The following is a 15,568-nucleotide window of genomic DNA, read 5'->3' as shown; positions in this document are numbered from 1 at the left end:
ATGAAACGACTGATATTATATATAGCGGGTATACTGTTTCTGGCAGGATGTTCCACAACCAAGCATTTGCCGGAAGGTGAAATCCTGTATACGGGACAAAAAACGATGATTGTCGAGAACCGTAGCAAGACTCCGGTAGGCGAAACCGCCATGGAAGAGGTGGAAGCTGCGCTGGCCACTGCTCCGAACAACTCTTTGCTGGGCAGTTCCAGTATCCGCATACCGTTCCCTGTGGGATTATGGATTTACAATGGATTTGTGAAATATGAGAAGGGGTTTGGAAAGTGGATATTCAACCGCTTTGCTGCAAAGCCGGTATTGATGTCGTCCGTCAATCCTGATATCAGGCAGAAGGCTGCTGCCAATCTGTTGCGGGACTACGGCTACTTCAACGGTACGGTCAGTTATAAGACATTTGTAAATCCGAAAGACTCATTAAAGGCGAAGCTGCAATATACGGTGGACATGCGTAATCCTTATTTTATCGATACGGTCTACTACCACGGTTTCAGTGAACGTACGTCGCGCATTATGAATATGAGCCGCCGCCGTTCGCTCATCAGTCCGGGAGAACAGTTTAATGTGACCGACCTCGACGGAGAGCGTACTCGTATCAGTACTTTGCTGCGCAATGTAGGGTGCTATTATTTCCGTCCCGACTATCTGACTTATCAGGCTGATACGACTTTAGTGCCCGGCGGCCATGTCGTGATGCGTATGGTGCCTGCTCCCGGTATGCCTTCTGTCGCCGAAAAACCGTTTTATGTGGGCAGTAAAGCATTCCACCTCTATGGCAAGCATGGAGAGGCTCCTAACGACAGCATGGATTATAAGGGACTGCGCATCTATTATCATGATAAATTGCGGGTACGTCCCAACATGATTTACAGGTGGCTCAACTATCAGGCATATCGTCAGAAACGCCAGGTGCAGGACAGTACGGGTATCTCCCGCAGACGTTCCATGCAAAGCCTTTACAGTTTATATCGTCAGACCCGTGTGCAGGAGCGTTTGAATAATGTGGGTATCTTCCGCTATCTCGAAATGCAGTATACTCCGCGCGATACGACATTCGCGTGTGATACGCTGGATGTGAATATCCATGCGGCTCTCGACAAACCCTACGATGCCGAACTGGATTTCAACGTGAAGATGAAAAGTAATAACCAGACCGGACCGGGAGCTTCGTTCACCGTAACGAAAAACAACGTGTTTGGCGGCGGTGAGGCATGGAATGTGAAGCTGGACGGTTCGTATGAGTGGCAGACGGGTAAAGACCGGTCTTCATTGATGAACAGTTATGAGGTGGGATTGTCTACTTCGCTGATGTTCCCACGTGTGGTCTTTCCCCGTTTCGGCGATAAGGAGTACGACTTTCCGGCCACTACCACCTTCAAGTTGTACATCGACCAGTTGAACCGCGCCAAGTATTATAAACTGTTGGCGTTTGGTGGAAACGCTACGTATGATTTCCAGCCGAAGCGTACGACCAAACATAGTTTCACGCCGTTTAAACTTACGTTTAATGTGCTTCGTAACCCAACGGAAGCCTTTAAGGAATTGCAGGCGGAGAATCCTGCGCTCTACGTCAGTCTGCGCGACCAGTTTATCCCTGTCATGGAATATATGTACACGTATGATAACGCTTCTTTACAGCGTGTGCGCAATCCTATTTGGTGGCAGACGACGGTAAGCTCGGCAGGTAATCTGACTTCGTGTATTTATCGTGTCTTCGGCAAACCGTTCAGCGAGAAGGATAAAAAACTGCTGGGTGTACCTTTTGCGCAGTTCCTGAAGGTTAACAGTGAATTCCGCTATCACTATAAGATAGATAAAAACCAGATGATCGCTTCACGCATTGCCGGAGGAGTGATATGGTCGTACGGAAATGCGCTGTCGGCTCCTTATACCGAGCAGTTCTATATCGGCGGCGCCAACAGCGTACGTGCTTTCTCCGCCCGCAGCATAGGCCCGGGCGGTTATGCTCCGGATAAGGAAAGTAAGTATTCTTTCATCAACCATGTGGGCGACATACGTATGGAAGCTAATGTTGAGTATCGTTTCCGTATCATCGGCGACTTGCATGGAGCGGTGTTCTTGGATGCCGGTAATGTGTGGCTGATGCGTAAGGATGATTCCCGCCCCGGTGGAGAACTTACTTTAAAGAACTTTGCCAAGCAGGTGGCTTTGGGTACGGGAGCGGGTTTGCGCTATGATATGGATTTTCTGGTGTTCCGTTTGGACTGCGGAGTAGGGCTGCACGACCCGTATGATACCGGTAAGTCGGGATACTACAATATTCCTAAGTTCAAGGACAGTCTTGCTTTGCATTTCGCCATCGGTTATCCGTTCTAAGAGATTCTGCCGGCTTTGCAGACAATAGTGAATCGTATTTGCCCAAAAACGGACTCAATGCGGAAGTACCGGCCAATAAGGTGGAGTTTTGTACGATTATAGAAAAGAATGGACTAAAATCTCCCTTTTTCTGATATAAATTTTACTACTTTTGCATCTGTTATCAACCATGATACACTAACCTTTTTAAATAATAACTAATATGAAACCAACTTTATTCTTATTGGCAGCCGGTATGGGCAGCCGGTACGGTGGCTTGAAACAGTTAGATGGACTGGGCCCCAATGGCGAAACTATTATGGATTATTCTATTTACGATGCTATCAATGCCGGATTCGGTAAGCTCGTTTTCGTTATCCGTAAAGACTTTGAGCAGGACTTCCGCGATAAAATCATTTCCAAATACGAAGGACATATTCCGTGCGAACTGGTGTTCCAGGAACTGGATGCGCTTCCCGAAGGATTTACTTGCCCGGCAGACCGTACCAAACCATGGGGTACTAACCATGCCGTAATGATGGGCGCCGATGTGATAAAGGAGCCGTTCGCCGTTATCAATTGCGATGATTTCTACGGTCGCGATTCTTTCCGGGTAATGGGTAAATTCTTGTCAGAACTTCCCGATGGTTCCAAGAATAAATATTCGATGGTGGGTTTCCGTATTGGAAATACATTAAGTGAAAGCGGCACGGTATCTCGCGGTCTTTGCGGTACGGATGCCGATAATCTGCTGACTTCCGTTGTAGAACGTACCAAGATTCAACGTATGGACGGTGAGGTGAAGTATATCGATGATAATGGCGAGTGGACTGCTACTCCCGACACTACTCCGGTCAGCATGAACTTCTGGGGTTTTACTCCCGACTATTTTGCTTATAGCCAGGAGTTCTTTAAGACATTCCTCAGCGATCCGAAGAATATGGAAAATTTGAAGAGCGAATTCTTTATTCCTTTGATGGTGGATAAACTGATTAATGACGGTACTGCTACGGTAGAGGTACTTGATACGAACAGTAAATGGTTCGGCGTGACTTATCCGGAAGACCGTCAGAGTGTGGTTGATAAGATTCAGGCGTTGGTAGATGCCGGAGAATATCCCGCTAAGTTATTCTAAGGGAATATCCGAGCGGTTTACTTTATAAAAATATCCCCTCTTTTCCTTCTTTTGTTCTCCAGGTTGGTTGGACGGAAAGGGAGAGAGGGGATTTTTTGTAAAGGTTTATGAGTTGTAAGAGAGTTTTTTTTGTAACTAATTGATTATCAGTTTGATTTATAAAGCGTGATTAAGTATGGGACTGAGCCTGTCTCAGTATACGACTGAGGTACCCTGAGTATGGGACTGAGCTTGCCTCAAAATACATCTGAATGCGATAAACATCGCATTGTAACTATAAAATCCTCGACAGACCGTTCGCCATATCATTTGATACGTCATATGCAAGCATTGAAATTTAAATGAATGTAGTTGCGCTTTGAATACACGATTGCGTGAGAATAAAAATAATATCGCTACCTTTGCAGCCTTAAACGATTAATTCATTGACACTATGATATCTGTAGAAGGACTGAAGGTGGAATTTAACGCTACCCCTCTGTTCGAAGACGTTTCTTATGTTATTAATAAGAAAGACCGCATAGCTCTTGTCGGTAAGAATGGGGCGGGTAAGTCCACCATGCTCAAAATATTGGCCGGCATTCAGCAACCCGCTTCCGGTGTTGTGGCCGTTCCCCGTGAATGTACGATCGGGTACTTGCCTCAGGTGATGATACTCAGTGATGAGCGTACCGTCATGCAAGAGGCGGAACTTGCTTTTGAGCATATCTTTGAGATGCAGGCTGATATAGAGCGTATGAACCGGCAGTTGGCCGAACGCACCGATTATGACAGTGAAGATTATCAGAAATTGATAGATCGTTTTACCCATGAAAACGAGCGTTTTCTGATGATGGGCGGTACAAACTATCGTGCCGAAATAGAACGTACCCTTCAGGGACTGGGCTTTAGCCGCGAGGATTTTGACCGTTCTACGAGTGAGTTCTCCGGTGGTTGGCGTATGCGTATCGAGCTTGCCAAGTTGTTGCTTCGCCGTCCGGATGTGTTGCTGCTCGATGAGCCTACGAACCATCTCGATATTGAGAGTATCCAGTGGTTGGAAAACTTCCTCTCCACCCGTGCCAACGCAGTGGTGCTTGTCAGTCACGACCGCGCTTTTCTGAATAATGTCACTACCCGTACGATTGAAATAACTTGCGGGCGTATCTATGATTATAAAGTGAAGTACGATGAGTTTGTGGTACTCCGTAAGGAACGCCGAGAACAGCAGCTTCGTGCTTACGAAAACCAGCAAAAACAGATACAGGATACGGAAGACTTTATCGAGCGTTTCCGCTATAAGGCCACTAAGGCTGTACAGGTACAGAGCCGTATCAAACAACTGGAGAAGATAGAGCGCATCGAAGTGGACGAAGAGGATAATTCTTCCTTACGGTTGAAGTTTGTGTGCAGCAGCCGTAGCGGTAACTACCCAGTTATCTGTGAAGATGTTGCCAAAGCGTACGGAAGCCATGTCATATTTCACGATGTAAATCTCACTATTAATCGCGGTGAGAAAGTGGCTTTTGTCGGCAAAAACGGCGAAGGTAAGTCCACACTTGTAAAGTGCATCATGGATGAGATTACGGACTATACCGGGAAGCTTACTTTGGGGCACAATGTGCAGATTGGTTATTTCGCGCAGAATCAGGCGCAACTGCTGGATGAAAACCTGACGGTTTTCGATACCATCGACCGGGTGGCGGTGGGAGATATCCGGCTGAAGATACGCGATATTTTAGGAGCATTCATGTTTGGCGGAGAGGCTTCGGACAAGAAGGTAAAAGTCCTTTCCGGTGGCGAACGTACCCGTCTCGCCATGATTAAGCTGTTGCTGGAACCTGTGAATTTCCTGATTCTCGACGAACCGACGAATCATCTTGATATGCGTTCGAAAGATGTACTGAAGGAGGCCATCCGTGATTTTGACGGTACGGTGATAATTGTCAGCCATGACCGTGACTTTTTGGATGGACTTGCGACTAAAGTATATGAGTTCGGTGGCGGGTTGGTGAAAGAACACCTTGGCGGTATCTATGATTTCTTGCAGAAAAAGCAGATAGAGAGCTTGAACGATTTGCAGAAGTCTCCTTCATTATCTGCTTCACCGGCTGCGGGGAAAGCGGCTGCCGGCGGTAATGCTGAAGCAGCGCAACCTTCTGCCGCGAAGCTTTCTTACGAGGAACAAAAAGAGCTCAATAAGAAGCTCAAAAAACTGGAACGTCGTGTAGCGGATTGTGAAGCGGAGATAGAGCAGACGGAGGCGGCTATTGCTATTCTGGAAGCTAAGATGGCTACACCGGAAGGTGCTTCGGATATGACGCTTTACGAACAGCACCAGAAACTGAAAGCCCAGTTAGATCGTGTAATGGAAGAATGGGATTCTGCTTCCTGTGAACTGGAGGAGATGAAAAAGGAGTGATAACGTAATAACATTTATTTTATATAAGTATGAGAGTATTTCATTTTTTACCCATTGCAGCATTTTGCCTGATGGCAGGTGCTTGCGGTACTGGCAAGAACCAGGCTGAACTTACGGCCGGCATTCATCTTGCCAATCTTGACACAACGGCTTTGCCCGGAACAGATTTCTACCAATACGCTTGCGGCGGTTGGATGAAGAACAATCCGATTCCTGCCGAGTACTCACAGTATGGCTCTTTTACCATTCTTGCGGAAAATAACCGTAAGCAGATTCAGGGGCTTATCGAAGAACTGGCTGCCACTCAGCATGAAGCCGGAAGTGTAGCGCAGAAAGTCGGTGATTTGTACAAAATCGTAATGGACAGTGTGAAGCTGAATAAGGATGGTATAACTCCTATTAAGGCTGAACTCGACAGGCTGGGGGCTTTAAAAGACAAAAAAGAACTTTATGCCTTGTTGGGCGAGATGCAGAAGAAAGGTATTGTTTCCTATAACGTTCTGTATGTAGGGGCGGATGAAATGAATAGTAGCATGAATGCTGTACAGACCTATCAAACGGGTCTGAGTATGGGTGAGCGTGAATACTATTTGGAAAATGATGCGGCTACCGCTAAGATTCGTGACGCTTTCCGTACGCACGTACAGAAGATGTATCAGTTGGCAGGTTTCGATGAGGCTACTGCCAAAAAAGGTGTGGATGTCGTGATGGATGTGGAAACACGTCTTGCCAAGGCTTTCCGTTCGCGTACGGAGTTGCGCGACCCGCATGCCAATTACAATAAAATGAGCATGGAAGAGTTGAAGAAAGCTTATCCTACCTTCGATTGGGACGCTTATCTTTCTGCTCTGGATTTGAAAGATGTGAAGGAAATTATCGTTGGCCAGCCCGCTTCTTTGAAAGCCGCCGCCGATATTCTGGATACTCTGCCTGTTGACGAACAAGGGCTCTACTTGCAATGGAGATTGATTGACGCCGCCGCAGGTACTTTGAATGATGCCATGGCGGAGCAGAATTTCGATTTCTACCAACGTACGATGAGTGGCACACAAGAGATGCAACCCCGTTGGAAGAGAGCAGTCGGTACTGTAAGTTCCGCTTTGGGTGAAGCCGTAGGCCAGATGTATGTAGAGAAATATTTCCCTGCCGCTGCCAAAGCACGTATGGTGACTTTAGTGAAGAATTTGCAGGAAAGCTTGGGTGAACGCATCAAAAATCTTGCTTGGATGGGTGATTCTACAAAGGTAAAGGCTTTGGAAAAACTGGCTACTTTCCATGTGAAAATAGGTTATCCTGATACCTGGAAGGATTATTCTACACTGGAAATCAAAGATGATTCATATTGGGCGAACATGGAGCGTGCCAATGAATGGAGTCATGCGGAGATGGTGGCTAAAGCCGGCAAACCGGTGGATAAAGACGAATGGCTGATGACCCCGCAAACAGTGAACGCCTATTATAATCCTACAACGAATGAAATCTGCTTCCCTGCCGGTATTTTGCAATATCCGTTCTTCGATATGAATGCGGATGACGCTTTCAACTATGGTGCCATCGGAGTGGTGATCGGTCATGAAATGACTCATGGATTCGACGACCAGGGACGCCAATATGACAAGGACGGAAACTTGAAAGACTGGTGGACTGAAGAGGATTCCAAACGTTTCGACGAACGTGCCCAGGTTATGGTGAATGTATTCGACAGCATTGAAGTCGCTCCGGGTGTGTATGGCAATGGCCGTATGACTTTGGGAGAGAATATTGCCGACCATGGCGGCTTGCAGGTTTCTTATCAGGCATTCAAGAAAGCTACGGCCGCTAATCCGCTGCCTGTAATGGACGGTTTCACTCCCGAACAACGTTTCTTCCTTGCCTACGCGGGCGTATGGGGAAACAATATCCGTCCGGAAGAAGTGCTGAACCGTACTAAGAGCGATGTGCATGCTTTGGGTAAATGGCGTGTAAACGGCGCTTTGCCGCAAATAGGCGCTTGGTATGAAGCTTTCAATGTGACGGAAAATGATCCGATGTTTGTACCGGTAGAAAAACGGGTTTCCATCTGGTAACAGACCGGTTGCCATAAAAGATTTCAGTCCCGCTGGAGAGGTATGGATGCCTTTTCAGCGGGGCTTTTTTTATGTCATTGTGCGAAGGTGCCGGATTTAATAATAACTTCCTTTTTTAATTATACCTAATTTATTGTGTATGAATGTATGTATGAATAAACAAAATTCGTAACTTTGCACATCAAATAGTAAAATGTACGCATTACTTTAATACGCAAATCCATGTCTGAAACTAAAAGAATCAAAACAGCTCTGGTATCCGTTTACCATAAAGAAGGTTTGGACGAAATCATTACCAAACTGCATGAAGAAGGTGTAGAGTTCCTGTCAACCGGTGGAACCCGTCAATTTATCGAATCTTTGGGCTATCCCTGCAAGGCAGTGGAAGACCTTACCACATACCCTTCCATTCTGGGTGGACGTGTAAAGACTTTGCATCCGAAGATATTCGGAGGTATCCTTTGCCGCCGCGGACTGGAACAAGACATGCAGCAAATAGAAAAATATGAAATACCCGAAATAGACCTCGTAATCGTAGACTTGTATCCGTTTGAAGCGACTGTTGCAAGCGGTGCCGAAGAACCGGCTATTATCGAGAAGATCGATATAGGCGGTATCTCATTGATTCGTGCTGCAGCCAAGAATTACAATGACGTTGTTATCGTTGCTTCCCAAGCCCAGTACCAGCCGCTTCGCGATATACTGATGGAGCATGGCGCCACTACTTCGCTCGAAGAACGCCGTTGGTTTGCTAAGGAAGCCTTTGCCGTATCTTCTCATTACGATTCGGCTATCTTCAACTATTTCGATGGTGAAGAAGGGTCTGCTTTCCGCCAATCCGCCAATAACCAGAAGACTTTGCGCTATGGTGAAAACCCGCATCAGAAAGGTTATTTCTATGGAAATATCGATGCCATGTTCGACCAGATCCACGGTAAGGAAATCTCTTATAACAACTTGCTCGATATCAATGCCGCCGTTGATTTGATTGATGAATTTACGGATACGACCTTCGCTATCCTGAAGCATAACAATGCCTGCGGCTTGGCTTCACGTTCTACTGTACTGGAAGCATGGAACGATGCGCTTGCAGGTGATCCCGTATCTGCATTCGGCGGTGTGCTCATCACAAATGCCGTGATTGACAAGGCGGCTGCCGAAGAAATCAACAAGATATTCTTTGAAGTTATCATAGCTCCCGATTATGACGTGGATGCACTGGAAATTCTCGGTCAGAAGAAGAACCGTATAATTCTGGTTCGCAAGCAGGCTGCTCTGCCTAAGAAACAGTTCCGCTCTTTGTTGAATGGCGTTTTGGTTCAAGACCGTGACTTGAAGATCGAGACTTCCGAAGACTTGAAAACCGTGACGACCAAGGCTCCGACTGCACAGGAAATCGAAGATATGCTTTTCGCGAACAAGATAGTGAAGAACAGCAAATCCAACGCTATTGTATTGGCTAAAGGCAAGCAGCTGCTGGCAAGCGGTGTAGGTCAGACCAGCCGTGTGGACGCCTTGAAACAGGCCATTGAGAAGGCCAAGAACTTCGGCTTCGACTTGAACGGCGCCGTAATGGCGAGCGATGCTTTCTTCCCCTTCCCCGACTGCGTGGAAATTGCAGGTAATGAAGGCGTTAAGGCTGTAATTCAGCCGGGCGGAAGTATCAAGGATGAACTCTCGTTTGATTATTGCAACGAACATGGCATTGCAATGGTGATAACAGGGTTCCGTCACTTTAAACACTAATATTAATGATGAATGAAGAACTAAGAATGAGGAATTGGCTGCGCTGTCTTTGCTTGCGTTGGTATTCCGCATAGTATTCTTAATTCTTCATTCCTAATTTTTCATTTAAGAAACATGGGATTATTCTCTTTTACACAAGAAATAGCGATGGACCTTGGCACTGCCAATACTATCATCACCACAAATGGTAAGATAGTAGTGGATGAGCCTTCGGTAGTAGCTTTGGACCGTCGTACGGACAAGATGATCGCCGTGGGTGAAAAGGCAAAGATGATGCACGAAAAGACCCACGAGAACATACGCACTATCCGTCCGCTTCGCGACGGTGTAATTGCCGACTTCTATGCTTGCGAGCAGATGATACGCGGACTTATTAAAATGGTGAACAACCGCAATCGTCTGTTCTCTCCCTCGCTCCGTATGGTAATAGGCGTTCCTTCGGGAAGTACGGAAGTAGAGCTTCGTGCCGTGCGCGACTCTGCCGAACATGCCGGCGGACGCGACGTTTACCTGATATTTGAGCCGATGGCCGCCGCTATCGGTATCGGTATCGATGTGGAAGCGCCGGAGGGTAATATGATCGTGGATATAGGTGGCGGTTCTACGGAAATCGCCGTTATCTCATTGGGCGGTATTGTTTCCAATAACTCTATCCGTATTGCCGGTGACGATTTGACTGCCGATATTCAGGAGTACATGAGCCGCCAGCACAACGTGAAGGTCAGCGAGCGTATGGCGGAACGTATCAAGATTAATGTAGGCGCAGCCTTGACCGAATTGGGTGAGGATGCTCCCGAAGATTATATCGTTCATGGCCCGAACCGTATCACGGCGCTTCCTATGGAAGTACCCGTATGCTATCAGGAAGTGGCGCACTGTCTGGAGAAGTCTATCTCTAAGATTGAGACCGCTATCTTGAGCGCATTGGAGAATACGCCGCCCGAATTGTATGCCGATATCGTGCACAACGGTATCTATCTGGCCGGTGGCGGTGCGCTACTTCGCGGACTGGATAAACGTCTGACCGATAAAATTAACATACCGTTCCACATTGCGGAAGACCCTTTGCATGCCGTTGCCAAAGGTACGGGCGTTGCATTGAAGAATGTTGACCGCTTCTCATTCCTGATGAGATAGGTATGCGAAATTTACTGAACTTTCTTATTAAATACAATTACTGGTTCCTCTTTCTTCTGTTGGAGGTTACCAGTTTTGTTTTATTGTTCCGCTTCAATCATTATCAGCAGAGTGTGTATTTCACCTCGGCAAACGGAGTGGCAGGGAAAGTTTATGAGATATCGGGAGGCATCAGTTCTTACTTCCATTTGAAATCGGTCAACGAGGATTTGCTCGACCGGAATATGTGGCTGGAACAACGGGTGGCTTTTCTTGAAAGAAGCCTGCAGGAACGAGGTCTGGACTCGGTAAAGTTATATAGCATGGCCCGTCTTGCTCCGGATGATTACCGCATATTCAAGGCGAATGTCATTAAGAACAGCTTGAACAGGGCGGATAATTACATTACATTAGACCGTGGTTCGTCAGACAGCATTCGTCCGGAGATGGGTGTAGTGGATGCAAACGGGGTAGTAGGTATCGTGTATAAGACTTCTCCCCGCTATTCGCTGGTTATTCCGTTGTTGAACAGCAAGTCGAGCATCAGTTGCAAGATTGTGGGCAGTGATTATTTCGGCTATTTAAAGTGGGAAGGCGGAGATTCGCGTTTCGCCTATCTGAAAGATTTGCCTCGTCACGCGGAATTTAACCTGGGTGATACGGTAGTGACAAGCGGTTACTCTACGGTGTTCCCCGAAGGGGTTATGGTAGGGACGGTCGATGATATGTCCGATTCTCATGACGGGCTGTCGTATCTGTTGAAGATAAAGCTGGCTACGGATTTCGGTAAAGTGAGCAATGTGCGTGTCATTTCGCGTAGCGGGCAGGAGGAACAGGACATGCTGGAAAAAGAAGGGGAAAAATGATAATCAATTATTTGCATAAGATAGGGTGGTTTATCGGTTTGGTGTTATTGCAGGTGCTGATACTGAACAATGTGCATATTGCCGGATATGCCACTCCGTTTTTATATATATATATGATTTTGAAGTTTGAGTCGGATGTGCCCCGTAATGCATTGATGTTATGGGCTTTCTTTCTCGGGCTGGCGGTTGATGTCTTTTCCGATACTCCGGGAATGAATGCGGCGGCTACGGTGCTGTTGGCCTTTTTGCGTCCTACATTCTTACGTTTGTTCGTACCTCGCGATACGCTGGATACATTGGTTCCGGCAGTCCGTACAATGGGAATCTCTCCTTTTCTGAAATATTTGGTTGTCAGTGTCTTGGTACATCACGGGATGCTGCTTACCCTCGAATTCTTCTCCTTTGCCCACATCGGCACGTTGTTGTTGAGAATTGTAACAAGCGCTTTGCTGACTGTAACTTGTATAATGGCGGTAGAGGGTATACGGAAGAAGTAAAAAGAGGTTGCTTGGTTATGTGTATTCGTATTTATAACTCATAGGTCGCGATGGTATGAAGGATTATACGCTGGAGAAACGGAAATATGTGATAGGTATGGCGGCTGTCGTCATTGTCCTTATTTACGTGATTCGTCTGTTCGACTTGCAAATCATGACGGATGATTACAAGAAGAATGCGGACAGCAATGCTTTTTTGAATAAGATTCAATATCCTTCGCGCGGCGCTATCTACGATCGTAATGGTAAACTGCTGGTTTTTAACCAGCCTGCATACGACATCACGTTCGTGCCTCGCGAAGTGACACAGCTTGACACCCTGGATTTTTGTCGTGCGTTGAACATCACGCTCGAGCAGTTTCAGAAGCGGATGAAGGATGTAAAGAACCGTTGGATGAATCCCGGTTATTCCAAATATACGCATCAGGTGTTTATGACACAACTTTCGGCAGAAGAGTGCGGTGTATTTCAGGAGAAACTATTCAAGTTTCCCGGCTTCTACATCCAACGGCGTACTATCCGGCAGTATACCTATGATGCCGCCGGACATGCGTTGGGAGACATAGGCGAGGTGTCAAAGAAAGATATTGAAGCGGATAATTACTATATCCGGGGAGACTATATAGGCAAGCAAGGTATCGAGAAATCTTACGAAAAGTATCTTCGTGGTGAAAAGGGGGTGGAGATTCTGCTTCGTGATGCGCATGGACGTATCCAGGGACATTATATGGACGGGAAGCTCGACCGCCCCTCCGTGCCCGGCAAGAACCTGACTTTAGGTATCGATATTGAATTGCAGAGGTTGGGCGAACGTTTGTTGCAACATAAAATCGGAGCTATTGTAGCCATTGAGCCGGCTACGGGAGAGATACTTTGCATGGTTTCTTCTCCTACTTTCGATCCTCACCTGATGATTGGCCGCCAGCGTGGAAAGAACCACCGGATGTTGCAAAGAGACAAACGGAAACCTTTGCTGAACCGCGCAATCATGGGAGCATATCCACCGGGCTCTACTTTTAAGACTGCGCAGGCCTTGACATTCTTGCAGGAAGGAATCATTCACGAGGATTATCCGACTTTTCCCTGTGCACACGGATTCAATTATGGAAGCTTACATGTGGGATGTCACGGACATGGTTCTCCATTGCCGCTGATTCCGGCCATAGCTACTTCATGTAACTCTTACTTTTGCTGGGGACTGTTCCGGATGTTCAGCGACAAGAAGTACGGCTCTCCTCAAAATGCCATAACGGTATGGAAAGACCATATGGTTTCCCAAGGATTCGGCTATCGTCTCGGTACCGACCTTCCCGGAGAGCAACGCGGTTTGATTCCTAATGCGAAGTTCTATGATAAGGCATATCGTGGTTCCTGGAACGGGCTTACGGTTATCAGTATCGCCATCGGGCAGGGGGAGATTCTTGCCACTCCGTTGCAGATAGCCAATTTAGGCGCGACCATTGCCAATCGGGGACATTTCATAACCCCGCATATTGTAAAGGAAATACAAGATAATGAACTGGACAGCATCTATCGTATTCCACGTGTCACTTCGGTTGACCGGGAATATTACGATGAGGTCGTGGAAGGCATGCGTGCCGCTGTTACAGGAAGTACGGGTAGTGCGACTTGTCGTATGGTAGGTACAATGCTGCCGGGTGTGGAGGCATGCGGTAAAACCGGTACGGCACAGAACCGGGGTAGAGACCATTCGGTATTCATGGGATTCGCTCCGATGAGCGACCCGAAGATTGCGATTGCGGTGTATGTGGAAAACGGCGGTTTCGGTGCGACTTACGGTGTTCCTATCGGTGCAATGATGATGGATCAGTATTTACATGGCAAGTTATCACCGGAGAACGAGATACGTGCGGAGGAGTTCAGTAACCGTATCATTTTGTACGGAGACGAGGAAAGGTAGTAAACAGTCAAACATTAGCGGTATAAATGGTAAGAAGAGACAATATATGGAAATCATTGGATTGGGTGACGATTGTAATCTACCTGATGTTGATTGTATTCGGCTGGTTTAGCGTTTGCGGGGCAAGTTACGACTATGGTGACCGTGATTTTCTTGATTTCTCCACTCGTGCGGGCAAGCAGTTCATGTGGATTGTCTGTTCATTCGGATTGGGATTCATCTTGCTGATGCTGGAAGATACGCTCTATGATATGTTTTCCTACATTATATATATAGGGCTCATTCTCTTATTGGTTGTAACCATCTTTATCGCTCCTGATACCAAAGGTTCGCGTTCATGGCTTATTTTAGGGCCTGTCAGTCTGCAGCCGGCCGAATTTGCCAAATTTGCCACGGCATTGGCATTGGCTAAGTATATGAGCGCCTATTCGTTTACCATAAAAAGCTGGAAGAATGCGTTGATGCTGGCTTTCCTTATCCTTTTGCCGATGATGCTGATTATCCTTCAGAGGGAAACGGGTTCGGCATTGGTTTATACGGCTTTCTTTTTGATGCTTTATCGTGAAGGCATGCCCGGGGTGGTACTCTTCTCAGGTATTTGCGCTGTGGTATATTTTGTGGTGGGAATTCGCTTTGATCAGGTTTTCATAGCGGATACTCCAACGCCTATCGGAGAGTTTGCAGTATTGTCGATGGTTTTGCTCTTTGCCGGTGGAATGGTATGGGTGTATAAGAAGAAATGGGAGCCTGTCCGTAATATCATCGGCGGTTCTTTTGTCGTGTTGCTTATTGCTTATCTGGTTTCGGAGTATATGACTCCCTTTAATCTGGTATGGGTGCAATGGGGATTATGCGTAGTCGTAACCTGTTATTTATTCTTTCTTGCTTTGAGCGAACGTCATTGGAGCTATTTTCTTATCGGATTGTTTGCCATGGGCTCGATAGGTTTTCTCTATTCCAGCGACTATTTCTTCAATAAAGTATTGGAACCTCACCAGCAGATTCGTATCAAGGTTGTGTTGGGTATGGAAGAGGACTTGGCGGGAGCGGGCTATAACGTAAATCAGTCGAAGATTGCCATCGGGTCGGGTGGCCTGACCGGAAAAGGCTTTTTGAACGGCACGCAGACTAAGCTTAAATATGTCCCCGAACAGGATACGGACTTCATTTTCTGTACCGTAGGCGAAGAAGAAGGCTTTATCGGCTCAACGATTGTGTTACTTTTGTTTCTGACCCTGATACTTCGTCTGATTGCATTGGCAGAACGGCAGCAGTCCGCGTTTGGCAGGGTATACGGATATTCGGTGCTGAGTATCTTTTTGTTTCACCTTTTTATAAATATCGGTATGGTGCTTGGCCTGACACCCGTAATCGGTATTCCGCTGCCTTTCTTCAGCTATGGCGGTTCTTCGTTATGGGGCTTTACAATACTGTTGTTTATATTCCTGCGTATCGATGCGGGGAGAAACAGGAGGCTGGTATAATG

General features: G+C 46.8%; 10 protein-coding genes. All 10 read left to right on the top strand.

Translation table 11 applies throughout. The features are described 5' to 3' along the window. Positions 1 to 2,355: a translocation and assembly module lipoprotein TamL gene (tamL, locus tag BHV73_RS12350; RefSeq protein ID WP_009122847.1), complete on the top strand. Its 2,355-nt coding sequence runs from the start codon at positions 1 to 3 to the stop codon at positions 2,353 to 2,355. 202 nt (positions 2,356 to 2,557) lie between these two features. Continuing rightward, complete coding sequence (locus BHV73_RS12345) at positions 2,558 to 3,469, top strand: nucleotidyltransferase family protein (RefSeq protein ID WP_009122848.1); 912 nt, start codon at positions 2,558 to 2,560, stop codon at positions 3,467 to 3,469. Positions 3,470 to 3,902: 433 nt separating this feature from the next. Then, on the top strand, positions 3,903 to 5,870 hold the full coding sequence (abc-f, locus tag BHV73_RS12340; protein ID WP_195621754.1) for a ribosomal protection-like ABC-F family protein: 1,968 nt from the start codon (positions 3,903 to 3,905) through the stop codon (positions 5,868 to 5,870). Between the two features lie 29 nt (positions 5,871 to 5,899). Further along, positions 5,900 to 7,936, top strand: coding sequence for a M13 family metallopeptidase (locus tag BHV73_RS12335; RefSeq protein WP_195621753.1), 2,037 nt, complete (start codon positions 5,900 to 5,902; stop codon positions 7,934 to 7,936). Between the two features lie 222 nt (positions 7,937 to 8,158). After that, entirely contained in the window at positions 8,159 to 9,682 is a 1,524-nt protein-coding gene (purH, locus tag BHV73_RS12330; protein WP_022219454.1) for a bifunctional phosphoribosylaminoimidazolecarboxamide formyltransferase/IMP cyclohydrolase, read from the top strand. 114 nt (positions 9,683 to 9,796) lie between these two features. Further along, the gene (locus BHV73_RS12325; RefSeq protein WP_117712959.1) at positions 9,797 to 10,819 is read left to right on the top strand and encodes a rod shape-determining protein; all 1,023 of its coding nucleotides are present in this window, start codon (positions 9,797 to 9,799) and stop codon (positions 10,817 to 10,819) included. A gap of 2 nt (positions 10,820 to 10,821) precedes the next feature. Beyond that, positions 10,822 to 11,664: a rod shape-determining protein MreC gene (gene mreC / locus BHV73_RS12320; RefSeq protein WP_009122852.1), complete on the top strand. Its 843-nt coding sequence runs from the start codon at positions 10,822 to 10,824 to the stop codon at positions 11,662 to 11,664. After that, on the top strand, positions 11,661 to 12,161 hold the full coding sequence (gene mreD, locus BHV73_RS12315) for a rod shape-determining protein MreD (protein WP_286738449.1): 501 nt from the start codon (positions 11,661 to 11,663) through the stop codon (positions 12,159 to 12,161). The genes mreC and mreD overlap by 4 nt, the downstream gene beginning before the upstream one ends. Before the next feature lie 55 nt (positions 12,162 to 12,216). Further along, positions 12,217 to 14,082 carry a penicillin-binding protein 2 gene (gene mrdA, locus BHV73_RS12310; protein ID WP_286738448.1) on the top strand — a complete coding sequence of 622 codons (1,866 nt, stop codon included), beginning with the start codon at positions 12,217 to 12,219 and terminating at the stop codon, positions 14,080 to 14,082. Positions 14,083 to 14,108: 26 nt separating this feature from the next. Then, on the top strand, positions 14,109 to 15,566 hold the full coding sequence (gene rodA, locus BHV73_RS12305) for a rod shape-determining protein RodA (protein ID WP_286738447.1): 1,458 nt from the start codon (positions 14,109 to 14,111) through the stop codon (positions 15,564 to 15,566). The last annotated feature ends 2 nt before the right edge of the window (positions 15,567 to 15,568 follow it).

This window comes from Bacteroides sp. 44_46 (genome assembly GCF_001915465.1).
Lineage (GTDB): Bacteria > Bacteroidota > Bacteroidia > Bacteroidales > Bacteroidaceae > Bacteroides > Bacteroides clarus.
This window is presented reverse-complemented; position numbering and strand designations above follow the sequence as displayed.

Excerpts from the sequence above, each read along its gene's own strand:
- tamL (WP_009122847.1), top strand. The coding sequence starts at position 1 with ATGAAACGACTGATATTATATATAGCGGGTATACTGTTTCTGGCAGGA.
- BHV73_RS12345 (WP_009122848.1), top strand. The coding sequence starts at position 2,558 with ATGAAACCAACTTTATTCTTATTGGCAGCCGGTATGGGCAGCCGGTAC.
- abc-f (WP_195621754.1), top strand. The coding sequence starts at position 3,903 with ATGATATCTGTAGAAGGACTGAAGGTGGAATTTAACGCTACCCCTCTG.
- BHV73_RS12335 (WP_195621753.1), top strand. The coding sequence starts at position 5,900 with ATGAGAGTATTTCATTTTTTACCCATTGCAGCATTTTGCCTGATGGCA.
- purH (WP_022219454.1), top strand. The coding sequence starts at position 8,159 with ATGTCTGAAACTAAAAGAATCAAAACAGCTCTGGTATCCGTTTACCAT.
- BHV73_RS12325 (WP_117712959.1), top strand. The coding sequence starts at position 9,797 with ATGGGATTATTCTCTTTTACACAAGAAATAGCGATGGACCTTGGCACT.
- mreC (WP_009122852.1), top strand. The coding sequence starts at position 10,822 with ATGCGAAATTTACTGAACTTTCTTATTAAATACAATTACTGGTTCCTC.
- mreD (WP_286738449.1), top strand. The coding sequence starts at position 11,661 with ATGATAATCAATTATTTGCATAAGATAGGGTGGTTTATCGGTTTGGTG.
- mrdA (WP_286738448.1), top strand. The coding sequence starts at position 12,217 with ATGAAGGATTATACGCTGGAGAAACGGAAATATGTGATAGGTATGGCG.
- rodA (WP_286738447.1), top strand. The coding sequence starts at position 14,109 with ATGGTAAGAAGAGACAATATATGGAAATCATTGGATTGGGTGACGATT.